This window comes from Cellvibrio sp. UBA7661 (assembly GCA_002483365.1).
Classification (GTDB): Bacteria; Pseudomonadota; Gammaproteobacteria; order Pseudomonadales; family Cellvibrionaceae; genus Cellvibrio.
Genome location: DLHT01000009.1, coordinates 98239 through 125015 on the forward strand (window position 1 = coordinate 98239; position 26777 = coordinate 125015).

Annotated in this window: 21 protein-coding genes and 1 pseudogene; 8 read left to right on the forward strand and 14 right to left on the reverse strand. The window is 47.6% G+C overall.

What is annotated here, in order from left to right:
* Positions 1-2: 2 nt before the first annotated feature.
* From B2739_RS07925 to lepA, 3 genes are all read right to left on the reverse strand, one after another.
* The gene (locus B2739_RS07925; RefSeq protein ID WP_331345325.1) at positions 3-440 is read right to left on the reverse strand and encodes a DUF4845 domain-containing protein; all 438 of its coding nucleotides are present in this window, start codon (positions 438-440) and stop codon (positions 3-5) included.
* A gap of 68 nt (positions 441-508) precedes the next feature.
* Complete coding sequence (gene lepB / locus B2739_RS07930; RefSeq protein WP_331345326.1) at positions 509-1357, reverse strand: signal peptidase I; 849 nt, start codon at positions 1355-1357, stop codon at positions 509-511.
* A gap of 87 nt (positions 1358-1444) precedes the next feature.
* A complete protein-coding gene (gene lepA, locus B2739_RS07935) occupies positions 1445-3235 on the reverse strand; it encodes a translation elongation factor 4 (RefSeq protein ID WP_414633220.1) in 1791 nt (596 codons plus the stop codon).
* Between the two features lie 290 nt (positions 3236-3525).
* Between lepA and B2739_RS07940 the strand changes: the two genes are divergently transcribed.
* From B2739_RS07940 to B2739_RS07955, 4 genes are all read left to right on the forward strand, one after another.
* Positions 3526-4215, forward strand: a complete 690-nt coding sequence (locus B2739_RS07940; protein ID WP_331345327.1) for a hypothetical protein — start codon at positions 3526-3528, stop codon at positions 4213-4215.
* A gap of 86 nt (positions 4216-4301) precedes the next feature.
* Entirely contained in the window at positions 4302-4919 is a 618-nt protein-coding gene (locus tag B2739_RS07945) for a DUF4412 domain-containing protein (RefSeq protein WP_331345328.1), read from the forward strand.
* Between the two features lie 30 nt (positions 4920-4949).
* Entirely contained in the window at positions 4950-6212 is a 1263-nt protein-coding gene (locus B2739_RS07950; protein WP_331345329.1) for a hypothetical protein, read from the forward strand.
* A gap of 2 nt (positions 6213-6214) precedes the next feature.
* Positions 6215-8512 carry a hypothetical protein gene (locus B2739_RS07955; protein WP_331345330.1) on the forward strand — a complete coding sequence of 766 codons (2298 nt, stop codon included), beginning with the start codon at positions 6215-6217 and terminating at the stop codon, positions 8510-8512.
* Positions 8513-8570: 58 nt separating this feature from the next.
* Here the strand turns inward: B2739_RS07955 and B2739_RS07960 are convergent, their stop codons facing one another.
* The 5 genes and pseudogenes from B2739_RS07960 to B2739_RS07980 all read right to left on the reverse strand — a co-directional run bounded on the left by B2739_RS07960 (position 8571) and on the right by B2739_RS07980 (position 14719).
* Positions 8571-9392, reverse strand: coding sequence for a hypothetical protein (locus B2739_RS07960; protein WP_331345331.1), 822 nt, complete (start codon positions 9390-9392; stop codon positions 8571-8573).
* Positions 9393-9437: 45 nt separating this feature from the next.
* Positions 9438-10409: a HEAT repeat domain-containing protein gene (locus B2739_RS07965; RefSeq protein ID WP_331345332.1), complete on the reverse strand. Its 972-nt coding sequence runs from the start codon at positions 10407-10409 to the stop codon at positions 9438-9440.
* Between the two features lie 136 nt (positions 10410-10545).
* Positions 10546-11595 (reverse strand): annotated as a pseudogene (locus B2739_RS07970) (glycoside hydrolase family 11 protein); the annotation flags it as partial.
* Between the two features lie 450 nt (positions 11596-12045).
* Positions 12046-13452 (reverse strand): Do family serine endopeptidase, encoded by a 1407-nt coding sequence (locus tag B2739_RS07975; RefSeq protein WP_331345333.1) that lies wholly within the window; start codon positions 13450-13452, stop codon positions 12046-12048.
* A 199-nt stretch (positions 13453-13651) separates the two neighbouring features.
* Positions 13652-14719 carry an OmpA family protein gene (locus B2739_RS07980; protein ID WP_331345334.1) on the reverse strand — a complete coding sequence of 356 codons (1068 nt, stop codon included), beginning with the start codon at positions 14717-14719 and terminating at the stop codon, positions 13652-13654.
* A gap of 197 nt (positions 14720-14916) precedes the next feature.
* Between B2739_RS07980 and pyrC the strand changes: the two genes are divergently transcribed.
* The 3 genes from pyrC to B2739_RS07995 all read left to right on the forward strand — a co-directional run bounded on the left by pyrC (position 14917) and on the right by B2739_RS07995 (position 17834).
* Positions 14917-15954 (forward strand): dihydroorotase, encoded by a 1038-nt coding sequence (gene pyrC, locus B2739_RS07985; RefSeq protein WP_331345335.1) that lies wholly within the window; start codon positions 14917-14919, stop codon positions 15952-15954.
* A gap of 92 nt (positions 15955-16046) precedes the next feature.
* Complete coding sequence (rnt, locus tag B2739_RS07990) at positions 16047-16670, forward strand: ribonuclease T (RefSeq protein WP_331345415.1); 624 nt, start codon at positions 16047-16049, stop codon at positions 16668-16670.
* 120 nt (positions 16671-16790) lie between these two features.
* Complete coding sequence (locus B2739_RS07995) at positions 16791-17834, forward strand: catalase family peroxidase (protein ID WP_331345336.1); 1044 nt, start codon at positions 16791-16793, stop codon at positions 17832-17834.
* A gap of 29 nt (positions 17835-17863) precedes the next feature.
* Here B2739_RS07995 and B2739_RS08000 read toward each other — a convergent pair whose 3' ends face one another.
* A complete protein-coding gene (locus tag B2739_RS08000) occupies positions 17864-18340 on the reverse strand; it encodes a MaoC/PaaZ C-terminal domain-containing protein (RefSeq protein WP_331345337.1) in 477 nt (158 codons plus the stop codon).
* 170 nt (positions 18341-18510) lie between these two features.
* Between B2739_RS08000 and B2739_RS08005 the strand changes: the two genes are divergently transcribed.
* Positions 18511-19332 (forward strand): universal stress protein, encoded by an 822-nt coding sequence (locus B2739_RS08005; protein ID WP_331345338.1) that lies wholly within the window; start codon positions 18511-18513, stop codon positions 19330-19332.
* A 163-nt stretch (positions 19333-19495) separates the two neighbouring features.
* On the opposite strand, the gene B2739_RS08010 is transcribed toward B2739_RS08005, so the two are convergent.
* The 5 genes from B2739_RS08010 to B2739_RS08030 form a co-directional block, all read right to left on the reverse strand.
* A complete protein-coding gene (locus tag B2739_RS08010; RefSeq protein ID WP_331345339.1) occupies positions 19496-21286 on the reverse strand; it encodes a glycosyl hydrolase family 18 protein in 1791 nt (596 codons plus the stop codon).
* A 596-nt stretch (positions 21287-21882) separates the two neighbouring features.
* Positions 21883-22683, reverse strand: coding sequence for a co-chaperone DjlA (djlA, locus tag B2739_RS08015; RefSeq protein WP_331345340.1), 801 nt, complete (start codon positions 22681-22683; stop codon positions 21883-21885).
* Positions 22684-22752: 69 nt separating this feature from the next.
* Positions 22753-24381: a protein adenylyltransferase SelO gene (locus B2739_RS08020; RefSeq protein ID WP_331345341.1), complete on the reverse strand. Its 1629-nt coding sequence runs from the start codon at positions 24379-24381 to the stop codon at positions 22753-22755.
* A 1-nt stretch (position 24382) separates the two neighbouring features.
* Entirely contained in the window at positions 24383-24766 is a 384-nt protein-coding gene (gene gloA, locus B2739_RS08025; protein ID WP_331345342.1) for a lactoylglutathione lyase, read from the reverse strand.
* 80 nt (positions 24767-24846) lie between these two features.
* Complete coding sequence (locus B2739_RS08030) at positions 24847-26469, reverse strand: hypothetical protein (RefSeq protein WP_331345343.1); 1623 nt, start codon at positions 26467-26469, stop codon at positions 24847-24849.
* Between the last annotated feature and the right edge of the window lie 308 nt (positions 26470-26777).

The following is a 26777-nucleotide window of genomic DNA, read 5'->3' on the forward strand; positions in this document are numbered from 1 at the left end:
AATTACTTGGCGTTAAGAGGAATGAATGGACGGCAACATTGCCCGGGGCGACTGCTGTCGAGATGGTTTTGAAATGTCAGAATAACATCGATGTTGTAAAACAATGGCGCGCGGGTTTCATAATCCACAGTCACCAACACCTTTTCGCTCTCGCGTAAAATTTTGATATTTTTAGTAGGGCCTTCACTGCGCACGTTGTTAATCATGTAAAAGTTGGTCAACTTCTTCCGAATTTCAACATCGGTCATTTGTTCAACTCTTTCACCACCGCCTTCCAGTGAGCGCAGCGCTGCTTCCACATAGCGGTTTTCCGCGTACATTGGAACCACTTTAAATGCAAATAAAAGGAAAAAACCAGCGATAGCAATCACCAACGCCCATTGTATCATTCCCAGCCCACGCTGGTGTTTGATCAGTTTAACGGTATGCATTGTGCTCATTGGATTTGGCTCCGGATGAAGTAAATATCTGAATCACTGCTCAATACTGATATTTATAACAACAACACTTATTTAATAACACCGACATGATCAAAAGACGGGATGCTCAGAAATTTCTCCCAATGCATCCACACCGCAAATGCTTTACCAACGATAGCATCTTCAGAGACCATACCCCATTCGCGGCTATCCAGACTGTTATCGCGATTATCGCCCATCATGAAATAGTGGCCTTCAGGCACAACCCATGATCCCTGGATACTTAAACGGCTTGGGTTTAAATGTTTATAGGTGGTGAACTCTTTGCCGTCAATCGTTTCCGTCACCATGCGCAATACAGGAGCACCGGCGGGCAACTCTGCCACCAATTTTTCCTCAATAACTTTGCCGTTCAAGGTCAATACATGGTTGTTATAAGAAATGTGATCGCCCGGCACGCCAATAACGCGCTTGATGTAATAAATCTCTGGTGCATGGGGAGGGAAAAACACCATGACATCGCCACGCTGTGGTTTTCCGATAGGAATAATTTCATTATTCAATACAGGCGCACGAACGCCGTAGGCGAACTTATTCACTAAAATAAAATCCCCCACTTCCAATGTAGGGATCATTGACCCCGAGGGGATTTGGAATGGCTCAACCAAAAACGAGCGCAAGAAAAACACGATGAATAAAACCGGGAAGAATGACTTTGAATACTCCACCAGTACAGGTTCTTTTGCGGCAACCGATTTAGCTTCTTCGTAAGCATTTTTTTGTTGCTCGGTGTGCAGCTCCATCCCACTAAATTGTTTTTCAACAGCGGCAACTTTTTCCTTACGAGGACGGGACAACACCAACGCGTCAAACAACCACACCAAACCAGTAACCAATACCGCTAGCGTGAGAATCAGGGGAAGATTAATGCTGCTCATCAAGGTTCCTTAGTGGTTACAAAAAATTGTGGTTGCAAAAAGTTGTGGTTGCAAAAAATAATGTCTATTAATGTCTTACAAAAAATATTAACTATCAATTTTCAATACGGCAAAGAAAGCAGCTTGTGGAATTTCAACGCTACCCACTTGCTTCATACGCTTTTTACCAGCCTTTTGCTTTTCCAACAGCTTTTTCTTACGCGTGGCATCGCCACCATAACATTTGGCTGTTACATCTTTACGCAACGCTTTTACGGTAGAGCGCGCAACAATCTGACCACCAATTGCCGCCTGAATAGCAACGTCATACATCTGACGTGGAATAAGCTCTTTCATTTTTTCAGTCAGTGAACGTCCCATTCCGTGCGCCTTATCGCGATGCACAATAATCGCCAGCGCATCCACTTTTTCGCTATTGATCAACACATCCAAACGCACCAAGCTCGCTGCCTGGAAGCGCACAAAGCTGTAATCAAGTGATGCAAAGCCGCGGCTTACAGATTTAAGACGATCAAAGAAATCGGTCACCACTTCGTTCATCGGCAATTCGTATCGCACTGATACTTGTGAACCAGTGAATTGCAAATCTTTTTGCACACCGCGCTTTTCGATACACAGCGTGATCACATTCCCCAAATGCTCTTGCGGTACAAGAATATTCGCCTCAACGATCGGCTCACGCATCTCTTCAATAGAGCCGGGGTCTGGCAATTTAGACGGGTTATCGACATAAATAACCTCGCCGCCACGCTTAACCACTTCGAATACCACAGTCGGCGCCGTAGTGATCAGGTCAAGATCGTACTCGCGCTCCAAACGCTCCTGAATGATTTCCATATGCAGCATGCCAAGGAAGCCCACACGGAAGCCGAAACCCAACGCATCCGAACTTTCAGGCTCATAAAACAAGGAAGCATCGTTCAGAGTTAACTTGGCCAAGGCTTCGCGGAAATCCTCAAAATCATCGGAGCTGATCGGGAACATACCGGCATAGACTTGCGGCTTGATCTTTTGGAAACCTTCCAATGCCTCAACTTCAGGTGTTTGTGCATGGGTGATGGTATCTCCCACAGGCGCGCCGTGAATATCTTTGATACCGGCAACCACAAAACCCACTTCACCCGCTTTGAGCTCTTTCAATTGGGTTGGTTTAGGGCTGAATACGCCTACACCGTCAACAATCTGGGCTTTACCAATAGTTTTGGTGATGATTTTGTCTTTCAGGCGCAGCGTACCTTGCTTGACACGCACCAGCGATACAACGCCGAGGTAGTTGTCGAACCAGGAATCAATAATTAAGGCCTGTAAGGGAGCGTCAACATCGCCGACCGGTGGCGGAACCAATCGCACCAGTTCCTCCAATACATCTTCCATGCCCATACCGGATTTGGCAGAACAACGCACGGCTTCGGTGGCATCAATACCGATAATATCTTCAATTTCCTTCGCAACGCGGTCTGGTTCTGCCTGGGGCAAATCCATCTTGTTCAGAACCGGAATCACTTCCAAGCCTTGTTCAATGGCGGTGTAACAGTTGGCAACTGACTGTGCTTCTACACCCTGCCCGGCATCCACCACCAGCAATGCACCTTCGCAAGCTGCCAGCGAGCGGGATACTTCATAGGTAAAGTCCACATGTCCGGGGGTATCAATAAAGTTGAGCTGATAGGTTTTACCATCACGCGCCTTGTAATGCAGGGTCACACTGTGGGCTTTAATGGTGATGCCGCGTTCACGCTCCAAGTCCATAGAATCAAGGACTTGCGCTTCCATTTCACGGTCACTCAGGCCACCGCACATTTGGATGAAGCGGTCGGCGATGGTGGATTTACCGTGGTCAATGTGGGCGATGATGGAAAAGTTGCGGATATGGCTCAGGTCAGTCACAGGTGCTTGGCTACTTTGTTTGAAGTTGGATTTTGGTCCCCGAAACAGGGGGGCGAAAAGATTGGGCGGCATTCTAGCCTATTTGGTTATCGGGTGCCATGAGCCGCGCCGTCTGGGTATGCGAGCGCAAGAGCCATAAGATGAACCCCTTGGTCACAATTTTTTACAGACCTACCCCAATCACTTTTGCACAATGACATTACTGTTATCGCAACCGATAGCCCAGTGTTATTAGTAAGCAATTTACAATGTTACCTGCTCAATGGAATATGAGGCTTAGCATGAACCAGCCCCGTTATAATATTTACACATTAATTCACAAAGGATTGCGCGCAAGCCTGTGCCAACATTTAATTGACCTTGGCAAGCTCGACGACACTGATGCAGCCGCAGTAGCGCATCAATTGGATCTAACGGCAAACCTGCTGCATTGCTGTCGCAATCATTTGCTACACGAAAATACTTTTATTCATCCGGTTTTACATCAACTGGGCGATACACCGCGCCAGACAATTCATGACCATTTTGAGCATGAAATTGCTATTGCAGGATTGCACGACAAAATTTTCAAAATCAAACAATTACAGGATCACGAACGAGCACAGGCACTGCTGGATTTATACAGTGTTTTTTCTTTGTTCGTTGGCGAAAATTTTTCCCATATGCGTATTGAAGAAACTTTTAATGCTGAATTGTTATGGAAACATCTCAGCGATAAAGAAATCCAGACTATTGAACAACGTATTATGGATTCCCTGACGCCTGAAGAAAACCTGCTAAGCTTACTGATGATCCTGCCGAACATTACTCACACTGAACGCTGCATGTTCATGCAGGAATTGCAACAGACAGTGCCCGCCGATGTTTTCAATAACACTGTCGCCATGCTAAAGCCGCTGTTGAATACCAAAGACTGGCTGAAGCTAAACCACACATTAAAGCTCAGCCAACCAAAAGCAACTGCTGCCTGATTAACCTTGTTTTTCTTATGCCTGCGGGGTTATCGATGCCAGATACCCGCAGGCCTTTTTATTCCACCCACAAACGGACTTTTACCATGAAACAACTCCCCCATTTATTCACTCTCTTTTTTTCCTTAACTACCGGTTTGCTTTTTTCCCACAGCAGCAACGCCAATAATATCCCTGCGCCCGACACGGAATATTCCGGTGTGCGCCAGGTTGTTATGGCCGAAGGTAGCTTTACCCAAACCGTGCACCACTCACACGGAAAAGAGCGCAACGAAATGCAAATGGAAGGCATGAGTATGATTTCAATTATTCGCCCGGATAAAAACATAGCCTGGCAACTAATGCCAATGCAAAAAATGTACATGGAAGTTGATATGAAATCGGCCAATAAAATGTCTGGTAATGCACCAGATGACGTCACCATTGAAAAAGTAGGCAGTGAAACACTGGATGGCATGAACACGACCAAATACAAAATTCTAATGAAAGATAAAAGTGCTGGCGGTTTCATTTGGTTATCACCTGAAAACATTCCGGTGAAAATGGATTTCTTAAGTAAAGAAGGCAAAAACAAAAATCGGGTGACCATGACATTGAAAAATCTGAAAGTCGAACCACAAGAAGCAGCCTTGTTTGAGTTACCACCGGGCTACCAACCCATGCCGAGCATGGGCAATATGATGAAAAACTTTAAGCCGCAATAAACTGGACATTATTCACAAGGAAATTTTGTTATGAAAAAAATACTGGGTGCTTGCTTACTTGTGATTGCATCAGCAGCTCCACTAAGTTTTGCTGATTGCGTTGCCGACTTGGGCGTGGCCGATGCGCAACAAGCCTACCAACAAGGGATGAACCTTGAAGCACAAGGGCAGCTTTGGGATGCCATCAATAAATACGATGTCGCCCAAGGGTATGTATGCGATGACGGTGGCAACCCTGTTGCCAAGCAAGCGCTCACCAAAGCGATTGCACTCGGCAGCAAGCAAGGAAAACTGGAAGAGCAAAAGGAAAATTTATTTAAGGATGGAAAACCTGTCGGCGCGTTCCAATGGTATGAAAAAGGTTCGCAGTTTGCGGCCGCTGATAAAGTACTGATTGCTGCACTGAAAAAAGCACCAACCAATAGGCAGCTCTCCGCGTTTGCACAAGAACATTTTAAAGTGCGCGCTCAGGATTACTTCAAATCCAACAATAAAACGGCCATCAGTATGACCGGCGGCTACAGTCTGGATCCAACATTCGACCCTTATGTTGTGAGCTTACCGCCCACCAATATTGAACGCTTATTGAATAGTTACAACACAGTATTGCCCGATGCGTATTTGCAGGCGTTTGCAAAACTTGAACAGCAAAAAGATGCCATCAAACCTGGCGATATGATGGGCGCGATGAATATGCAACAAGCATCCACACAATTCCAACAACAGTGGAAAACGGATCGTGTTGAAGATATTCGCAAAGCATTTGATGAAGCCCATAGCTGGACACAACAAATCCGCGACTATAAAGAAGCTGATGTGTGGCGCGCTAAAATAGACCAGGCGCGCCTCGCCCATGCAGACCGGATCAGCAAATCCTACAGCGGCACAGTTAAATTAGTGGAAAGCGCATTGGAGTTTTATCGTCAACTCGATAAAGAAGCGCAAATTAGTGCGCTGGAACAAAAAGCACGCAGCTACGCTGACCAAGCGATGGCTGCAGCGCAATACCAACGCGCCAGCGATTTTTATTCACTGATTGGCGATTACGATAAAGAAGAACAAGCGCGCGCAAAAATAGAAGCCCAACGCGACCAAATGGCGAAAGATGCTGAAATGGGTTCAGCGGCGCAAATTGCCGAAATGCAAAAAATGTACAGCGATCCGGAAAAAATCCAGCAGCTACAAAAGCAAGCACAAGAGATGCAAAAACAACTGGAAGAACAGCGTAAAAAAGGTACATCGGCTGAATACCAAAAAGAAACCGATGAACTGGAAGATGAGCTTGGACTGTAGGAATGACAATAAAAGCAAAAGGATTTTATAGCGCGCTGCTGGCACTTGCTGCCAGTGCGCCTATATTCGTGTTAGCTGATGATGAACCTGAACCGGTTTACGCCGATGTACAAATGGAAAGCCTTCCCTACGAAGGTGAAAATTGTGAAGGCGGTGATTGGAGCCTTAATTGGAAAGGGCCAGTCTATGTTGAAAATGGACCGCTCGCCGATCTGCTGATTAGTTACACGGCTTTTGATACCAGCCACCCGGGGCAACGAGCAATTCCCTCGGTAAAATTCCAGAGCAACAAAGTGACTTGTCGCGATAACGATGGCAAGGTCATTATGACGGCCAATGTTAGCCAAAAAAATTCCAACAAAGTCCAGCTCACGGTGAGCCTTGCACAAAACGCGGCTTACAACACCCCCGCCTTTATTTTTTCTGCCGATGAGATGGGCATTTGCAGGGTCAGCTCCGCTGGTACATCTTTTGAGTATCCCAACGTAATGGCAAGCATCCACACAGGAATGCTCAACGCAATCAGCCCTGCGCTGGACATCACGCTGGAAGACTTGCAAAAAGGTTTTAACAAAACCTATAAATTTGATGGAACGGTAGTGGGTATTGCACCTATGTGCATGGGGAGCCAATTAAAAACCGGCTCTGTGAGTTTGCGTTATAAATCCGGCGCAGAAGATCCGGAAGTCGCGTTCAATGCCTGTTTGCATTTGGCGAAAGATGAGACCCGCGAAGTGAGTGCAGATGGCTCACCGAAAAACGGAAACTATCAATTCACAGCTAATCCCACCGATGTATTGGCAATCACCCGCCAACAAAACAACAGCGCAACTATCCAGGGGAAAACACCCGGAAAAGGTGAAGTGACCGTTGACTACACCGTCAAAGGAAAAACAGCCAGCGCCACTATTGCAGGTAGTGTTGTTGAGTTAGTCAACATTAATAACGGCGCGGATATTCCCAAGTTAGGAATTTATGATGCTGAAGGTAAAAAAATCCAAACGTTTTACAGCTTTCCGCTCAACCTAAATCCGGTTGATGGCTTTGTGCAAATGACACTGGCAAATGACACTATCGCCAGCGTCACCAACACGGCCACCAGTATTCAAATTCAACCAGTAAAAACTGGCAAAACATTATTGCAAGCAAAGACATTATGCGGCAGCGATATTGGTGAGCCTACCGCGATTGAGATTGTGCGTTGCGATGATGAAGTACAAGAAAAATTGCGCATCAAAAAAGAAGAATACAAACGGCGCACTGACACTATTGTAAAACGCATTACCGGATTGACCGGTGATAGCGAGTTCCAGCGCGCTGCGACTGAAATCGCAGACACCACCAAAGACATGGCCATCAAAACCGGCGAATCCATTATCAACACGCTCAGCTTTGGTGAAGCGCAACAGGCGAAGTTTGCTGCATCAAAAGGTATTCATCTCAGCCAGCAAATTGTGATCAATAACCAACGGCTTGAGGTTGCAGGCACTCTCTGGGACAGTTACAACGCCGTAGGTGATGCACAGACCGCATTCGCAAACCCTGATGATATGACTGCACAAGCAAAATTTTATATTGGCACCGCCGTATTGGTTGCTCAAAATCAGGCTATTGCGCTTGGAAAAACCTATGGCGAAGCGTATTTAGCTGCTGAAAAATTTGGCAAGGATTTAGGGATTCTTGCGGGCGTTGCGGACCAACTGGCAGAGCTTGAACCACAACACAGCAAGTTAATTAAAGAATATATCCAGATTAGCGACCGCCTTGCCTATTGTGAAAAAACACCACCGCCAAAAGAAGACCAACCGCTACCACCGCAACCGGAAGAAAGCGAGCCACCAGTAGAGGAAATTCCACCAGAAGAAATTCCGGTTACGCAAGAACCAGAAGAGGAAGCTGAACCGGAACAAGAACCTGAAGAAGAACCAACACCACCCAGCGAGGAAACGCCAAAGAAAACCTATGGCCTTGCCTGCCGCATTCAGGATCTAAAAGCACCGGGCACTGCACAAAAACTGCGGGAGTTAAAACAATTGCATGCTGCACATTTGCAATCGCTCAATACAGCGAAAACAACATTGGCAACATGGCAAAACGCGCTTGAAAAAATGAAAGTAGCCAATGAAGGAACCGATGCGCAACGTGCTGCGGCATTCCCACAATTCCAGCAGGAATATGAACAGTTTTTATTGAAATCTGCACAACAGGGTTTTGATAGCCTGGAATTTTTGCAAGAAACGGAAGAGTGCCCCGATCGGCTACAGATTAAAATGGATCAAGTCAGGGCTCGTTACAACTAATCTACGAGAATTTAAGTTACGAGCATTTAACTTACGAACATTTAAGTTACGAGCAGTGTTAAATCGGTGGCAACTCTGCAGTGATATCCGCAATAATGAGCTGGGTGCGAGCTTTTTGACTGAGATATTGCAACTGGTTAATCACATCCTTAGCGAGCCAACTGATCGATTGGTCAGGGTGATTAACCAGTGCCTCAGCATAGTGGAGATGACTTTCATTGCCGGTAGCACGCAAGGCAAGCAACGCATCTAATATCACGCTGTTGTTTTGACTTTGCAGTAATGGCTCGATAACACCCACTGCACCAACGTAGTGGGTTTTTGCCAATTCCATCAGCATTTTTTGTTGCGCTTCAGGTTCTGCGTTGTGCACATTTTTCTCTATATCTGCAATATAGGAATCCAACAATTGATTATCACCGCGCAGCGATAACACTTGTGCCAATACACGTTTTAATTCCGGTTGCGACTGATGATGGTAAAGTTGACTCACATCGGCATCCGGCAACAGCTCATCATTTTCCGCCAGATCTACAATCACTTTGGCTGCAATCGCAGTATTTTTTTCCTCGCTATTTTTTTGCCCGGCAATTTTTTGATCGGAATGCTGCGCAAGAAAATCGCGCAGCTTTTCGGCAATTGAGCGTTCATCACCAATAAAACGCGTGCGCAAATCTTTTAGTAATTGATCGACATTCATTGCTGATGAGGAAATTGTTGCTGAGTCCGCAGCGACATAGGACGTTTGTGGCTGGGGGCCCAACCCTGATACAGGCTCGCAATTGTCAACATCAAGAGACACAATCGTAAAATAGGTTGCCGCTGAACCTATCGCCGCCGCCACCAAAAACATCGCAACCGATTTCAAAAATTTATACATAGTGATTCACTTATTTTTTATCTGTTTTTTCTGCCAGAAAATCCGTTAAGGCATATTCAGCACCGGCAATTCAGCGTTGATATCTGCACTGCTGAGCTGTGTGCGGGCTTTATCGCTCAGATTTTGTAAATTACTGACTACATCTCTGGCCAGCCAACTGACTGATGCATCAGGATGATCGACCAGTGCTTCTGCCAGATAAACATGCCGCTGGTTGCCGGTAGAACGCAATGCCAGAAGTGCATCCAACTTCACAGCGGGATCGCTATCTTGCAGCAAAGGCGCGATGGCATTTGCGGCGCTGGCATGGTGGGTTTTTCCCAAAGCGATCAACGCTTGTTGCCGCTCTGCCGGATTATCACTATGCAAATTTACCTGCGCTTCATTCACTTGTTTTTCGATCAGGCGATTGTCACCGCGCATTGATAACACTTGTGCTACAACACGTTTTACATCCGGATTAGTTTGGTTACTGTAGAGCATATCCAATGCTTGATCGGGAAGAATCACCGGGTTCTCTGCCAGCTCCAGCAAGCCTTTTGTCGCGATGGCAATATTTTCAGCACTGGAATCATCCTGTAATAACGCATCGATTTTTTCTGCAAATGACCGTGAATCTTGCGCGGATGACGCACTTAATGCGCGCAACTTTTGATCCAGTTCATTTAATTTTTCTGCGTTGCCAAGGAGTGTGCCGGGAATAACCGATTGATCATCGCCAAGACCAGCAGATTGCTCCTGCACTGATTGCGTAACAGAATCAGCGCCACCATTTTTTTTCACCAGAGAATCCAATGCCAACCAGCGCGCGTTTTTTAATGCTTCATCTTTGCGCGCGATCTCTACCTCTTTTTGCGCAAGCACAAGTTCCAAATCCAGCATTTTATTTTCCAGCGCCTGAATCTTTTCAGACTGGCTGGCATCATCGGTTGTCAGGGCGATAGCCGCATAACACATCACTGCACCTGTAATCGCAGCAAATAGATAATTGGGGATGGAGCGACTGGTGTTGCTCATCGTCTATGCCTCTCTATTGTTTTTATATGAGATGTTTTTTTACGGAATGGGTTTTTATATCGACAAAAAAGGGGCTAACAATCCGCCCCTTTTTTGTAACGCATTTACATCATTCGCCAGTCAACCCTTAGAGGTTGCCATAGCCAATTGCGCCGTTGCAGTGCATCCACTCGCTCAGGCCGTTACCGCCACCACAGGCACCATTTTGATAAACACCGGTGTTGTAAGTTTGCGCTTCAGATTGACGGACAGAACCGTTCACACTGATGTAATCCACTTGCACATCGCGGTTACCCGAATCGTTGGTGTACTCCACCAAGCTACCGCCCGACAAAGACGTGGTCGCGGTGTAGTTGGTCATCGTGGTGCTCAGTGTCCAGGTTTGTACTGCTGTGTTATTCACCTTGAGCGTGATGCTCTCACCCCCGACAGAACCACGAGCACGTACCACGATGGTTTTGCTACCACCACCAGCAGAAGATGAACTACCACCACCGCTGCCTGAAGCAACAGTAATATCGGAACTGCCGTTGCTTTGATAACCTTCGGTCGCCATTACTTGATAGTCATGGTTGCCAAGGTTCAGGCCTTTGCTCGCCCAGAAATTAACGTGGTTAGCGAAGGTGATAGTACCGGAGATATTGCCGAAACCTTTTTTAGGGTTTCTTACGCTGAAGTATTGATAGAAGGTTTGGGTTCCATCGATCGATGGTTGCTGGGTACGCAAGCAGCGGCGCACGTTATAGGTCGCACCATCACTGGTGAAGCTGCCGTAGTCAGTACCGCCGGAACAACTGGCCGGGTTGTATGAACCATAACTTTCAATAATGTAGTACTCGATCAACGGATTGCGGGTCCAACCGTAAAATGCCAGATAGGAGTTTTGGCTATTGCTTACACCGTAGTTACCGGAGTAATTCAATACGCGCGAACTGCTGCCCGGATTCCAGCCTTTACCCCCCACCCAGTTGTTGGTGTTGTTGGTCCATTGCGATGTATAACGCCCGCCTGACTGTAACGTCATAGAGGCGCTGCCAGAGTCTTTCCAGAAGGTGTAGTAGAAGCCGTTATTGGTGCCAGTTGAATTTGACGTCAGGGTTTGCGCGCTTACTGCAGATACGCAAAACGCTGCGGCACACGCAACAACGGATGAGATAACACGTTTTTTAACATTGGTTAATTTCATTATTAGATTCCTTGGTTTTCTGCCATTCAACCAATACCGCTTATAGAGGAGAAGGACTGCGGTTGATTTACCCATTGCGGGTAGGTTTACATCGAAAACCAGAAAGGGGTTGCTGTTATTGTTAGATCTATCCGGCGCTTTCGATGTGAAATTTATAAAACCAACGACATATATTGTCAAACTAACAATAAGCATATAGTCAATGTAACCATTTACATCTTGTAGATGTGTGAAATGGTATGCACCACACGAGTAACGCATGAGTAGAAGCGTTACTTGAAGGTAACGCGTTCAATTATCGAGCGGATAAAAACAAACACCCGGAACCTCGTGATCACGAGATTCCGGGTGTTGTGAAAATAGCGATGAGTGAAACTGCAATCACTCCGGTAATGTCGTCTCAATCATTTCTTTTGCTCAACGACTCCTTCCAGTCATTCTCATAAAACGCTATTTGAGAATAACCGAGCGGAATACAGAGCGCCCCTGCCGATAGAAACGGATTGCCTGAGGCTCGTTTTTGGGCAGCCCCTTAACCACTTTTGCGTAGTCCGCAGGCGATTTGATATCCGTAAACGCCAGCTGGGTAATCACATCCCCGACTTGTAATCCTGCCTCGGCGGCGGGGCTGCGCGGTTTGACATCGCGCACCACAACACCGGCCTCAGCACCGCCGCGCTGGGTTTGCTCCAGTGGAGCAACAATCAACCCAAGCGCATCCACTGTACTTTGCGCAGGTGCCGATGCTGGACGCGCCGCCGCTTCTTCAGGTGATACCGGCAGGATTCCCACTGTGACGCTCAGGGTCTGCTCTTTACCCTTGCGCATAATTACAACGGGCACTTTGGTTTTAGGGGTTGTACGGCCGACCAGATAAGGCAAATCGCTGGAGGTATGCACGTCACTGCCATTGAATTTGATGATCAGGTCACCGGCTTTTAATCCGGATTTTGCGGCAGGCCCCTGTTCATCAACCTCGCTGATCAATGCACCCACGGGTTTATCCATACCCAACGAGCTGGCCAGATCTTTATCCACATCCTGGATCATCACCCCCAGCCAACCGCGATCAACGCGCCCCTTGTCTTTTAATTGGGCGACGACATCAATCGCCAGGGATGAAGGGATTGCAAATGAAAGACCGACAGAGCCGCCACTGGGTGAATAAATTTGTGAATTGATGCCGACGACTTCGCCATCCATATTAAACAGAGGGCCGCCAGAGTTACCGGGGTTAATGGCGACATCGGTCTGGATAAAGGGTACGTAATTACTCTCGCGGTGCGCCGATGGAATGCTGCGGCCAATCGCACTGACAATACCGGCAGAGGCCGAGTAATCCAACCCGAAGGGTGAGCCAATTGCCACTACCCACTGCCCTACTTTCAAGGTTTCATCTTTGGCCAAACTCAAGGTGGGCAGGTTGTTGGCATCGATTTTCAGCAGCGCCAAATCCGAGCGCTCATCGCTTCCCACCAGGGTAGCAGTATATTCGCGCTGGTCGCTGAGAATCACCGTAATAGTGTCCATTCTGTCCACTACGTGGTCATTGGTGAGCACATAACCATCGCTCGAAATAATAAAACCCGAACCCAGTGAACCACGGTCGCGCGGCATTTGGCGGCGCTCTAACAACTCGCGGAAAATATCCGGCAGGCCATCCATATTGGGTGGCAAATTTTGTGGTGCTTGCGCAATTTCGCCTTTGGATACGGCGGTGATTTTGACTACCGCTGGCGAGTGCTCGGCAATCAATTCGGTGAAATCCGGAAGCTCGGCGGCATAACTTCCAATCGACAAAATACTAATGCTGACTATTGCGATCACTTTCGCCCATTTGCCAGTCAATCTTTGCATGGAAAACTCCTCTGTAGACACTTTTTTCCACTGGCTATGAATAGCCAAGGTTCGCAGCTTCTGACTGATGGAGAATTAAAAAATTCCAATGACGACACTAATTTCGCGTTAAAAAAAACGTGCCGGTTAAGAAGCATTCACACATTGTGAAAAGAAAAATGAAATAACAAAAAATAACGCGGGAATTTTCATAAAAATACTATCGCAACAAATCGCCACGGGGCGGCTTGCCGCTAGTGAGATCTTGTCGTTCCACCATATCTTCCAGCTGTTGCAAATTAATTGGCAAGGGTTCACTGCTTACCGAAGACGATTGACCTACCGTTTTTGCAGCCGCTTCTTCAGCAGCTTTTTGTTCTGCTAATTTCATCGCGGCTACTTTTTTTTCCATCTCTTTACGTGTGGACTCGTTTTCCAAACGCACAGTTACACGGCGGTTTTTCGCCTGTCCCGCTTTGTCTTTATTATTGGCGATAGGAAATTGATCGCCGTGCCAACGGGTAGTGATTTTATTGGAATCGATACCTTTATCGATCAGATACTGCGCCACCCATTCCGCCTGAATCTGCGATTGTCTCTCGCCATCTTCAGGTGTCTCCAATTTATCGCTGTGGGCATCGATAATAATGCCCAGCACCTTGGGGTCCGCTTTGACGTAACGGATGATGGTATCCAATTGTGTTTTGGCGGTTCCACTTAAGGCTTCTGCGCTGCGGCCATAAAAAATAATGGTGCGCGAAATTTGGTTGAAGGTGTACGGAATAAGGTTGGTGATGCACTTTCGGTACTGGCTAAACGCCGGATTAAAATTGCGCGCCTCAAGCCCCACTCGCAACCCACTGTCTCCCATACCACCGCTGAACACGACATTAGTGCCCCGCTCCAAGGTCTTGGTAATGGAATCTAACTTAGTGGTGATTTTCAGCGATGCTGTGCCGCCCGTGGCCTGCGCCTGCCCTAACACAGCCGGGCTATCCTCGGGGCGCCACATGGGAGGGATAGACTCAATCCGCACAGAACCGGCAGCAAATGTCTTGTTGGTATGCCGCAGTTCAAGTGACTCTGCCACGCCTGTACTGCGGGAAAACCGTGCACTGCCAAATCCGGGAATGTCATGGCTAAGGCTACAGGCAAAGGCTCCCGTCTGCGCCGTCCATTTGGCATCGCTGAAACTGGCGCTGTATACCTGGGCAGACAGTAACTGGCTGTATCCGAGCATGGGCAGTAATAACAGTGGAGTAAAAAGGCGAAAAACAGGCAACAGCATGGGCAAATCCGGTCAACACATGAATAAAGATCACTGCAGTATAGACAGCCAACTGCAGAATGCCCCGATCATCACCGAGAATTAAGGCTGCGGATATGGGGTATTTTTGATAGCATGCCGTCAATTTCCACGTTTTAGCTTATCCGCTCTCTACGCGTATCGACTTCTCTTTTTTCTAGACTTATTGGAATCTCCGCATGACCCAGCAGCTAACCCTGACACGCCCCGACGACTGGCACATCCATCTGCGCGACGGCGCTGCCCTCACCCGCACAGTAGGTGATGCAGCCAAGCAATTTGCACGTGCCATTGTGATGCCCAATCTGGTACCGCCGGTCATGAATGCCGCCCAAGCGCTGGAATACAAAGCGCGGATTCTGGCTGCGCGACCTGACGCAAGCCAGTTCGAACCATTGATGGTGCTTTACCTCACCGACAATACCGATCCCGCTGAAATCGCCATTGCCAAAGCCGCCGGTGTCACTGCGTGCAAACTCTACCCTGCAGGTGCCACCACCAATTCGGCATCCGGCGTGACTGATCTGAAAAAAATCTACCCTGTGCTGGAGGCGATGCAAAAAGCCGGTATGCACTTTTTACTGCATGGCGAAGTGACCGATTCGGCGATTGATATTTTCGACCGCGAAAAAGTGTTTCTCGACCGCACCCTCAGCCAGGTAGTGAAAGATTTCCCGGCTCTGAAAATGGTGCTGGAACACATCACCACCGCAGATGCAGCCCAATTTGTCGCTGCTGCACCGACCAATGTCGCCGCCACAATCACCGCACACCACCTGCTGTACAACCGCAACCACATGCTCGCTGGCGGCATTCGCCCACATTACTACTGCTTGCCGATTCTCAAACGCAGTACCCATCAGCAAGCCTTGATCCAGGCTGCCACCAGCGGCAACCCGAAATTCTTTTTGGGTACCGACTCTGCACCTCACGCCAAAGACAAAAAAGAAGCCGCCTGCGGCTGCGCTGGCAGCTACACCGCCTTCGCGGCAATTGAACTCTATGCAGAAGCGTTTGAAGATGCCGGAGCACTGGATAAACTCGAAGCCTTTGCCGGCCATTTTGGTGCTGATTTCTACGGTTTGCCTCGCAATACCGATACCATCACGCTGGTGAAAAAAGAATGGCAAGTCCCCGAGACCCTGTCTCTGGGCGATACTCCACTTGTGCCACTGCGCGCAGGTGAAACACTGCGCTGGCAATTACAAAACCGTTAATACGGCAACCATCCATCTCATAACAGCCAATTGCAACGGCTTAAGGCAAACCAGTGAATCCACCTGAAAATAACCGTGATCCCGAATCTCCAATGGCACAGCGCTTCCGCGGCTTTTTGCCGGTCATTGTGGATGTCGAGACCGGTGGCTTTAATTCACAAACCGATGCGCTGCTGGAAATTGCCGCAGTCACTTTGCGTATGGACCACGAGGGTAACTTGCATCGCCATGAAACCTTTTCGTTCCATGTCGAGCCATTTGAAGGCGCCAATATCGAACAGGCGGCGCTGGATTTTACCGGTATCGATCTGGATGACCCCGAGCGTATGGCCGAACCGGAATTAATGGTGATGACGGACCTGCTCAGCGCAGTGCGCCGTGCCGTCAAAGAAAACGGTTGTACCCGCGCGGTGATCGTCGGCCATAACGCACACTTTGACTTGAACTTCGTCAACGCAGTAATCGACCGCTGTCACATCAAACGCAGCCCGTTTCACCCGTTTTCAGTATTCGATACGGCCACGCTGGCGGGATTGGCCTTCGGGCAAACAGTACTGGCCAAAACCTGCCAGGTTGCGGGCATTGAGTTCAGCAATAGCGCGGCACATTCTGCCGCCTACGATGCAGAAAAAACGGCTGAATTATTTTGCGTGATTGTTAATCGGTGGAAGGAGCTCGGTGGCTGGAACCCGATATTTGATGAAGAAGACGAATAAGCAGTCAGCGTAAGGATGGTATCCAGCGCAGGTAAAGAAAATTAAACCTTCTGGCCTCACCTGATCGGAACCCGCTAGTGTCGCGTAACAAGGTAGATTATCAACGCTGGAACACTGCTTATGCGTCACTCCCCACTCTTGCTCACAAGCCGCACACATCAATACACCAATCACTTATTGATCGCGGCGTTTATCGCTCTGGGCGCCAGCCCGGCTTTTGCTGCAGAAGCGACAACTGCTCCTGACAATGTCGGGCCGCAGGAACTGATCCAGACATTCGAAGCCCTGTCGGGTATCCACAAAGGTATGCGACGCGGTCACGCCAAGGGCTTCTGCGCCAAAGGTGTTTTTACAGGCGCGGACGGAGCTAATAAATACTCCTCATCACCTATCTTTGATGGCAAAACACATCCCGTGACAGTGCGCTTCTCTCTGGGTGGCGGCAACCCTGCTGCCAGCGATTCCGCACGAGGTCCACGCGGAATGGCACTACAGATCAAATTACCCGATGGCCAATTACACAACATGGCGATGCTCAGCACACCTATGTTTCCGGCAAAAAATCCCACTGTCTTCAATGGCCTGCTAAAAACATTTATCCCCGATCCGGCAACTGGCAAACCTGATCCAGCCAAAACCGCGGCCTATCGCGCAGCTAACCCGGATACGCAAGCACAACCTGCTTGGCTGGCCAGTCACAATCCCTCCTGGAGTTATGGCTCAACCAGCTATTATGGCATACATACGTTCTTTTTTACCGGTAGCGATACACAGCGCCACAAAGTGCGCTGGCAATTTACACCGGTAGCCGGTGAAAAATTGCTGAGTGATAGTGAACTGGCAACAGCAGGTACCGACTTTTTGATGGACAACTTGCGCCAGCAACTCAAGCAGGGCGCAGTCAGTTGGGATATGGCAATCAGCTTGGGAGAAGCCAGTGATAGCGAGATCGACCCGTCGCAAACCTGGCCCGATAACCGTACCAAAATCAAAATGGCACGCTTGGACATCACCGCGGCTGATATCGCCGACAAATATTGCGATGGCGTGAACTTTGACCCTAACCGGGTGACGGCAGGAGTGGCTCCCAGCGCAGATCCGGTACTCCAGATGCGTTCGGCCGCCTATGCTATTTCATTTGGAAAACGTTTGAGCGGCCAATAAAGTATTGGCCGGATTCAGGGTTAACCGTATTAATCGCCGAAATGGATCTTCGGCACATAGCCCGGTGCCAGGGATTGTTTTTCTGCGGGCGCAATAACTTCCGCAACACCCTTGGCGATTAACTTGCCTTCCTGATTGTGAGCCTCGCAATCCAGCACCACCAGTCTTACGCGCTCTTTGATTTCACTGACAACCAGCGTCACAGTGACCGTATCACCCACTTTTACCGGATGTTTAAAGCTCAGGCTTTGACTGCGATAAACCGAACCAGGGCCGGGCAGACACGTCGCAATCGCTGCTGATACCAAAGCGCCCGTCCACATGCCATGACCTATGGGTTCACCAAAAGGCGTAGTGGCAGCGTAGTCTTTATTGAGATGCACCGGGTTTATATCACCGGAACAGGTAGCAAACAGAATGATGTCCTGTTCAGTCAAGGTCTTACTGTAAGTGGCGCTCTGACCAACAGTCAGTTCATGGATTGGATAATTTTCAAGCAAGTTCATAGTGTTATCACTGAGGCTCTGTAAAAAAGGCGTACAGTTTAATCCATATCAAACTTATTTAACCGCTATCGGCCGCAGCAAGCGGGATTGTCGCTGTAAAAACCCCAAAGGGGTTGCTATGCTAGCCCCAACCGGAAAATAACAACCCACTTTTTTAGGGAACCATCAGTATGTCCAAGTCACAAAAGCTGTTCGTCGTCGTTGACCCCAATGATACTCATCACATTGCGCTTGAGCGCGCCATTATTGTCGCCTCCCTGATGCAAGGCCCAAAACCCAAGGTTCACGCATTTGTGGCTGTGGATGGCGATGCAGTAGATACCCGCTCAGTTAACGACCACCTGTTCCGCGACCTGACCTGGTTTGAACAAAACATCAAAGCTCCATTGGCTAATGCCGGAATCGAATACACGCTCGAAGTATCCTGGTCGTCAGAATGGCAAAAATCCATCATGGAATCGGCCAAGCGCTTCGATGCCGATCTGATTTATCTGCCAGTGCATGCAACCAATAACAACAGCCGCTTCTTCTTCACCGAATCAAAATGGGAACTGTTGAAAGGCGCGTACTGCCCTGTCGTACTCATCCGTCCAGGTGCAAAAGCACAACGCAAAGTGATTCTGGCTGCCATCAACGTTCAGGCTCAACGCGATGTACAAATCGAACTGAACAAAAAAATTATCGAAGCTGCAAAATTCTATGCCGCAACCTACGGCGCAGATCTGCACGTGATCAACGGTTATCTGGACTCAATGAGCTACCCTGATCGCGGCAAGCTGGTCAGTATCAGTGGTTTGCCTAACGAGAAAATCCATGTAGAAAATGGTTACACCTCTGACGTAGTTTCAGCTTTGGCAGAAAAAATCGGAGCCGACTTGATTGTAATGGGTACCCTCGGCCAAAACGGCATGACCAAGACTCGTCGTGGCAATACCGCAGAGCGTTTGATTGCAGCGGTCGATACCGATGTAATGATTCTGAACCACGAGTAATCGCTTAACCAAGCGCAACAAAAACCGGCAGGCACTTCACTCTTGTGAAATATCCGCCGGTTTTTTTATGCCTGCATTTTGATTACTAAAAAACAAATGTCGCCCATAAAAAAATCCGGCAGCCAGTGACTGCCGGATTTTTTTATCGCACAGGTTGCAGCGATTAACGCATTGAGTTGCCAATCACGTTGATCAACTCGCCACCCGTAGTATCACCACTCAGCTCCCAGAAGAAGGTGCCGCCCAGGTTTTGCTGATGGACATAATCCATTTTGCCAACCATGGTTTGTGGAGTGTCGTAACTCCACCAGTTGCCGTTACAGAATGCGTAGGCAGTGCCACCAACAGTACCGGTTGCAGGGCAGGTATTTTTCAATACCTTGTAATCTTCAATACCTGCTTCATACGAACCTGTTGCAGCGCCCGTTGCTGCACCGCCAGGTGCTGCTTGGGTTACACCACTCCAGCCGCGGCCATAGAAGCCTACACCCAGCAGGATTTTGCTTGCAGGGATACCTTTGGCTTTCAGCAATTGCACCGCAGAATCTGAATAGAATTCAGCGGTAGGGATACCTGCATAACCATAAAGCGCGGAGTGCGGAGCAGTTGGGCCTTTCGCAGCGAATGCACCAAAGTAGTCGTAAGTCATCGGCATGATGAAATCCAGATACTGGGCAGCTCCAGCATAATCAGCAGCGTTGATTTTGGATGGAGCAGCGCCGATCGCTGAAGTTACCAATGCGTTGGCACCAAAGCGGGTACGCAATGCCTGGATCAGGTTTTTGTATGCTGAGAAACCACTGGTATCACAGGTCAAACCACAATCGTTCGGGTATTCCCAATCGATGTCGATACCGTCAAATACATCAGCCCAACGTGGATCTTCAACCAGGTTATAGCAAGAGTTAGCAAATGCAGTTGGGTTAGCAGCTGCTTGACCAAAACCACCGGACCAGGTCCAACCACCGAATGACCAAATCACTTTGATGTTTGGATAGGCTTTTTTCAGTTTGCGCAATTGGTTGAAGCTACCGCGCAACGGTTGGTCCCAGGTATCGGCAACACCGTCGACACTCAAATCCGCAGTGTAGGCACGCTCGTAATCAGCGTAAGCATCACCAATCACACACTGGCCATTTTTGACATCACCGAATGCGTAAAGAATGTGAGTCAGCTTGGCTGCCGAACCGCTGGTTACAATATTTTTAACGTGATAGTTGCGCGCATATGTACCCCACTGCGCAAAATAACCAACTACTTTTTTACCACCCACAACAACTGTACTGGATGCGCTGGAAGACGCGACTGAACTGGCGCGAGAAGAAGCGACCACAGAACTTGGCTGGGATGATGCCACCACAGAACTTGGTGTGGATGAGGCAGGTTTGGATGATGCCGCAATCGAACTAGCCTGGGACGATGCAGTGCAATTGCTGACTTTGCGCCAAACACCCCAGTCACCGGAATTGGCGGGGTTATCACCTTGCGTCCACCACTGGGCTTGGTAAACAGCACCATTGTGAGAGGCAGTATTGCCCTGAGTGTAAACCGCAGTGCTATTCCAAGCCGCAACACCAGCACAGCCCGCGGTAGAAGTTGCAGAGCTGGTGGTTACAGATGCAGCAACAGAACTGCGAACAGACGATGCGACAGATGCAACGCTGGACGCTGTGCTGCTTGTGGTAGTGCCATCACAAGCGCCAAGGTCACTCCAGGCGTTAGCCCAAGCCCAACCCACGCCCGGCTCGTAAGGACCGCCAACAGAACACCATCCGCCAACAGTACAGGAATACGCATTGCCACCATTTTTTACGATAGCGCCCGTGTTGTACGTGCCTTGTTGATAATTGGCAACACCACTGCAGTTATATGCTTGCACTTGGACACTGGCCAAAGCAGCAGCTGATAACAGCCCCAAACCTGATAATAATCTGAAGGGTCTAAAGGATTTCATTGTTATTTTCCTCGGTATATTTTTTCATTTCACTTCTGCTGACTCACTGTGAACAACAGAAAGCTCCCGGACTTACACAGCTCAGGTTGCAGGTAATTGATCCTGCTCCTTTATTTTTATTGCTCCGTCAGACAAGCGTCCTGCCAGAAACACATCCGCATTTTTCAGGCAAAAGAAAACCATTAGGCAATAAAAAGCCCTGAGTTCTTAACCCGATAAAATTTCAAGCATTAGTAATGGATAAACAGCACACACCACCTTGCACGCCGCAAGGAAGATTCGATCCTGAATGAGAAAAACAGTAAAAAAACCAGCGCTTTTCGTCGTAGAAAAACAGGTTTTCCAGCCGCTACCTAGCGAATACCACAATTATTATTCTTGTAAAAAAACGTTAACACTAACTACAGGCTGAAATTACACCCTAATGGACAACGTTGTCAACACTTTGCCGAAAACTTGATTGAGGTGTCACATATTTTTCTGGGGGAGGAATGATGGGATATGGAGAAGAGTATTTATCACCCTTGGTTTTTATATTTTTTTCTATCAAACCAAGGGCGTAATGGAACAATTTATAGAATTTTTTTATAAGCAAATCAGCGGGATTTTTTAATCAAATCGTAAGCAGCCTGAATTTCCTGTGAGCGTTCTGTAGCTGCTTTAATCATGTCATCAGGTAGGCCTTGGCCAATCAATTTGTCCGGATGATACTCACTCATCAGTTTACGATACACTTTTTTCAACTCGGCATCTGTCGCTGTTTTTTCAACACCCAAAGCCTCGTAAGCCAAGGTCAATTCATCTGCGCGCGGTGGTGATTGATAGCCACCTTGAGAACCCTCCCCTTGCTCACGCTTAAATGCATTTTGCGCACTCAACATCCGCAGCAGTTGCTCAAACGCAAAACGGGAAAACCCTAATTGCTCTGCAACACGGCGCAACACTTGCGCTTCTTGTTCATCCAAAATTCCGTCAGACATCGCCAGATTCACAAGATTGACTAACAGCATATTGATGAGATTAGGGCTTGCTCCGCAGTGTTGCTTAAAAGCAATCATAGTTGCATCAAAGTTAAAATTATCCGCAGCACCTTGTTTGAATAAATTGATCGCTTCACGTCTGTGATCGGCAGTCAAACCCATTTTTACCATCAGTGATTCAGTTAATTGAATTTCTGTTTCACTCACTCGCCCATCAGACTTGGCTAAATGCCCGAGCAATACAAATACCGTCGTGAAAAAATTGGTCTGCACTGCATGCAATTGCTCACCCGATAAATGAGGCGTTGTCCGACGTTTTTTATCCCATAGAAAATGCCCTAAAAAAATACCGATGACAGCACCAACCGGGCCCAACACCAAAAGCCCTGCTAAAAAACCAACTACTTTTCCGACCATGATTGTCTCTTAAAAAATGTAATTAAATAGCTTGAACCACGACTGCACTAAACACTTTTGCCTATTGCACTAGGAACTGCATGACAACATAGAACAACCTGCTTTATGCCGTGCCCACTCTGGACGCTTGGCAAAATAGCGTTGAAATTGCGGCTGCTCTTCGTATGGCTTGCGCAGTAACTGCAACAAGGTTTCTACTTCAGAATAATCACCCTGTGTGGCTTTATCGATTGCCTGTTGCGCCATGTAATTACGCAACACATATTTGGGATTCACCGCGTTCATACCTACACGCCTTGTGTTTTCATCACTGCCGGTCAATACAAAATCCTGTTGTACCCGCTGTGCATATGATCGCAGCCAATCAGCCATAGTAGATTCAGCTACTGCATCGGGCGATGTGTAATAAGCATCGCGCACGATATTAACCACCTGCGCATCCGCATAGTGATGAATGTCATACACGGGTAAATTGGCAAGCGTGCGATAAAAAATTGTCATGTCTATTTCAGACGACTGCAGTATCTGAAAAAGTTGGTCGCCCAATGCTTGATCCTGCGTGGGATCATAAGCACTCAACCCAAGCTTGGCAGCCAGATCGCGCTCTGCACAGCGCTCATACTCATTGCGATATTGTTCCAATGCTTGCTGGAGCGGCTCAACACTATTGATTAATGGATAAATAGCATTGGCTAACTGCACGAGATTCCATAAGGCTATCTGCGGTTGATTGCCGTATCTATAACGTCGCCCTTGCGCATCGGTTGTATTGGGTGTCCAGTTAAGGTCATACCCTTCGAGCCAGCCATAAGGCCCATAATCAATCGTCAACCCAAGGATGGACATGTTGTCAGTATTCATCACACCGTGAACAAATCCGACGCGCATCCAATGCGCCATCAGTTGTGCCGTGCGAATACACACTTCGTTAAACCACTGCACATAAATGGGAGAGTCAATAACAGCTGATGACTGGGCGAGTAAATGCGGAAAGTCAGAGCGAATTGTAAAGTCCGCCAGTTGCTTTAATAGTGCAATATCACCGCGCGCAGAAAAAATTTCAAAATTGCCAAAACGGGTAAAACTGGGCGCAACACGACACACAATTGCGCCAGGTTCCATTTGCGGATTACCGTCATAAAACATATCGCGCCGCACATATTCACCAGTCGCAACAAGGCTTAACGCACGCGTGGTAGGAACTCCCAAATGGAACATGGCTTCACTACACAGAAATTCGCGCACCGATGAACGCAGCACCGCAAGGCCATCGGCGGTGCGCGAATAAGGCGTTAGCCCTGCGCCTTTTAATTGCAACGTCCAGTGCTCACCTCTCTGGTTGAGCACCTCACCTAAATTAATTGCACGACCATCACCCAACTGTCCGGCCCAATTGCCGAACTGGTGCCCGCCGTAACAACAGGCATGCGGCTGCATACCATCAAGGATTTTGTTGCCGGAAAATATTTCTACAAAATCATCCCCGGAAAAAATGGTGTCAGGTAAATCCAATAACGCCGCCACTTCCGCAGCACCACATACCAGTTGTGGATTTTTTACCGGTGTAGGCATTACCCATGAATAAACAGCATCCATTACTTGGCGAGGAAAAACATTGTTCTCTTTATCTGCTGGTAATTCGCATACTAAACGGTTGTCAAAGCGAAGCTGCGATAATTGCGAAAGCAAACGAGCCACGTTATTTGATACCTAGCAGTTCGATTTTATAGCCGTCAGGATCTTCAACAAAAGCCAGTATGGTAGTGCCATGCAACATAGGCCCTGGTTCACGGACAATTTTGCCCCCGGCTGCACGGATTGCATCGCAGGTAGCGTAAACATCATCGCATCCTAAAGCGATATGCCCATAACCCTTACCCAAGTCGTAACTCTCTACACCGTAATTGTATGTTAACTCGATAACGGTGTTATTTTTTTCATCGCCATAGCCAACAAAGGCAAGCGTAAATTTACCTTCGGGATAATCCTGCTGGCGCAACAGCGTCATACCCAAGGTTTTTGTGTAAAAATCAATGGACTTTTGTAGGTTGCCTACACGCAACATGGTATGAAGAATCCGCATACTGACCTTTCATTAATAAATAAATATATGGATGGGACAAGAAGGAAAATTTATTCGCAAATCAATATGATTGAATAAATTTAAAATTTTGATTCAGCACCGACCGTTAACTGATACTCGCCTACACCTTCGGCGTTACGCGCAGAAGTTGGCACAGCAAAATCCACATGCACAACATTGCCAATGCGCACCTTACTGGAACTTAAGCGCAGCCCTATACCAACATTACTCAGCACAGGACTATAACCGTATTGTTCTATACCCCAGGCCTTACCGACATCAGCAAAAACTACTGCACCGACACGCATTAAGTTAAAGATATGGAGATCAGAAAAATAGCGCCGTTCTATACTGAATACGTAGCGCTCATTACCACGCTGGTAATCTGTCGGGTACCCACGTAGTCCAGTGATATCGCCTGCGGTCAGCTCTTCATATTGTGCAAGATCCTGCCCTGTATCGTAACGAAACCCTAAATACCAGCGACGCTTGTCATCCTGAAAATAATTGTAGGCGAGGCTTAGGCCCCACAAAGTACTATCAACGCCTTCCAACTTGGAATGACGGCGCCCATCAACAGTAATAGAGGTTTCAAAAATATGTTGATTGTGAAAAACCCTGACATGTGTGTAATCGCCGAGATAGCGAACAACATCATCCGGATTATCAAATTGGGTTCCCGCATAACCAACACGGAAGCTGAAGTTATGACCAATCGCTATATCTTCGGGGCGTTGGATTTGGTTAACGTTTTTGAAAACACCAAATCGACTTTCACGAAACTGGTATTCAATCCAAGGATACGCCGCTTTGCGCTGGGCAGGAATACTTTGCAAAGTATCATCGGTAACAAAAAAATTATCTTCTTCATTCGTAACACCGACTAACCAACGCCGGGTGTAGGATGAGCTGATATCCGTTGCCAAACCGAAATATATTTCGTTACTCATGCTCTGGTGGCGAAACTCATTGATCTGCTCATCCATATGGCGAATGAGTTGGATCAGACTCACATCTTGCGTGTAAAAACCGGCAGCCCAAGGGGTTTCCAATGAGTAAAATGGGTGGGAAATATCAACAATAGTATCGCGGCCGTCACTGGTATCCGCATAGTAAAGCCGTGTTGCAATTTGCGAGTTAAAAATATGTGGATTGCTGAAATCGTAACTGATCAAATTGCGCTGGGTATTTTCTTCGTAGCCAATCGTTAAACTATTTCCTGTACCAAAAATATTGCCATCTGCAATAGCAAAACCTGATTTGGTACCTTCTGATTCTTTGCTTAGCGATAATTGTGGCTCCAATGCCCATGCGTCGCGAGTAACCACCATAATATCCACCTGCGTTGCACAAACACGTATGGGGACTATGTAGGCATTCGTTAAATAAGGCCTGCGACGTAAAATACGTTCGCTCTCTTCAATTTTTTTAATATTGAGAGCTTCACCTTCGTTAAATAGTAATTGCGCACGCACCACATGTGGCCGTGTATTAAAGTGCAATTTATTTAGAAATAAATACAGGCGATTATTTTCATCGGGGTCTTCTTCATCAAACACCGAAAGTGTATTGAATTGAATGTGGCGAATTTTTTTGCCTTCGAGACCGTTGAATAAATCAAATTTGATGCGGCTATCCTTAATGTCCGCGACTTTTTGGTAGGATCGATAAAAACTTTCACAGCTCGCATCAGAGTCGGACACATTATCTCCAGCAGGAGATACAGAATCTTCAGCGTATGCAGTCAAGGCTAGCAAGAAAAGCGACAGCCCCAAAGCACAAACTCTGAAACAGACGATTCCGGCTGTTAGCCAGGCCGATTGGCAGATGAACCCGGTACGAGGGGTTTTGATCAGCATAAATGTCTCAAACGCTCACTCAACACGATTGTAGAATCGCTCCTGAAACTAGGACAGAAAAAGATCTGTTCAGTTTCAAGCTTAGCAGGCGCGCACCTTAGCATGGCAAAATTCATTAGCCTAGCGAGACACTGTTAAGAGTTTTTTTGAGA

Excerpts from the sequence above, each read along its gene's own strand:
- B2739_RS07995 (WP_331345336.1), top strand. The coding sequence starts at position 16,791 with ATGCGTCACTCCCCACTCTTGCTCACAAGCCGCACACATCAATACACC.
- B2739_RS07945 (WP_331345328.1), top strand. The coding sequence starts at position 4,302 with ATGAAACAACTCCCCCATTTATTCACTCTCTTTTTTTCCTTAACTACC.
- djlA (WP_331345340.1), bottom strand. The coding sequence starts at position 22,683 with ATGGTCGGAAAAGTAGTTGGTTTTTTAGCAGGGCTTTTGGTGTTGGGC.
- B2739_RS08010 (WP_331345339.1), bottom strand. The coding sequence starts at position 21,286 with ATGAAATCCTTTAGACCCTTCAGATTATTATCAGGTTTGGGGCTGTTA.
- lepB (WP_331345326.1), bottom strand. The coding sequence starts at position 1,357 with ATGAGCAGCATTAATCTTCCCCTGATTCTCACGCTAGCGGTATTGGTT.
- B2739_RS07940 (WP_331345327.1), top strand. The coding sequence starts at position 3,526 with ATGAACCAGCCCCGTTATAATATTTACACATTAATTCACAAAGGATTG.
- B2739_RS07925 (WP_331345325.1), bottom strand. The coding sequence starts at position 440 with ATGAGCACAATGCATACCGTTAAACTGATCAAACACCAGCGTGGGCTG.
- B2739_RS07950 (WP_331345329.1), top strand. The coding sequence starts at position 4,950 with ATGAAAAAAATACTGGGTGCTTGCTTACTTGTGATTGCATCAGCAGCT.
- B2739_RS08005 (WP_331345338.1), top strand. The coding sequence starts at position 18,511 with ATGTCCAAGTCACAAAAGCTGTTCGTCGTCGTTGACCCCAATGATACT.
- B2739_RS07980 (WP_331345334.1), bottom strand. The coding sequence starts at position 14,719 with ATGCTGTTGCCTGTTTTTCGCCTTTTTACTCCACTGTTATTACTGCCC.
- B2739_RS07975 (WP_331345333.1), bottom strand. The coding sequence starts at position 13,452 with ATGCAAAGATTGACTGGCAAATGGGCGAAAGTGATCGCAATAGTCAGC.
- rnt (WP_331345415.1), top strand. The coding sequence starts at position 16,047 with ATGGCACAGCGCTTCCGCGGCTTTTTGCCGGTCATTGTGGATGTCGAG.
- B2739_RS08000 (WP_331345337.1), bottom strand. The coding sequence starts at position 18,340 with ATGAACTTGCTTGAAAATTATCCAATCCATGAACTGACTGTTGGTCAG.
- pyrC (WP_331345335.1), top strand. The coding sequence starts at position 14,917 with ATGACCCAGCAGCTAACCCTGACACGCCCCGACGACTGGCACATCCAT.
- gloA (WP_331345342.1), bottom strand. The coding sequence starts at position 24,766 with ATGCGGATTCTTCATACCATGTTGCGTGTAGGCAACCTACAAAAGTCC.
- B2739_RS07955 (WP_331345330.1), top strand. The coding sequence starts at position 6,215 with ATGACAATAAAAGCAAAAGGATTTTATAGCGCGCTGCTGGCACTTGCT.
- B2739_RS07965 (WP_331345332.1), bottom strand. The coding sequence starts at position 10,409 with ATGAGCAACACCAGTCGCTCCATCCCCAATTATCTATTTGCTGCGATT.
- B2739_RS07960 (WP_331345331.1), bottom strand. The coding sequence starts at position 9,392 with ATGTATAAATTTTTGAAATCGGTTGCGATGTTTTTGGTGGCGGCGGCG.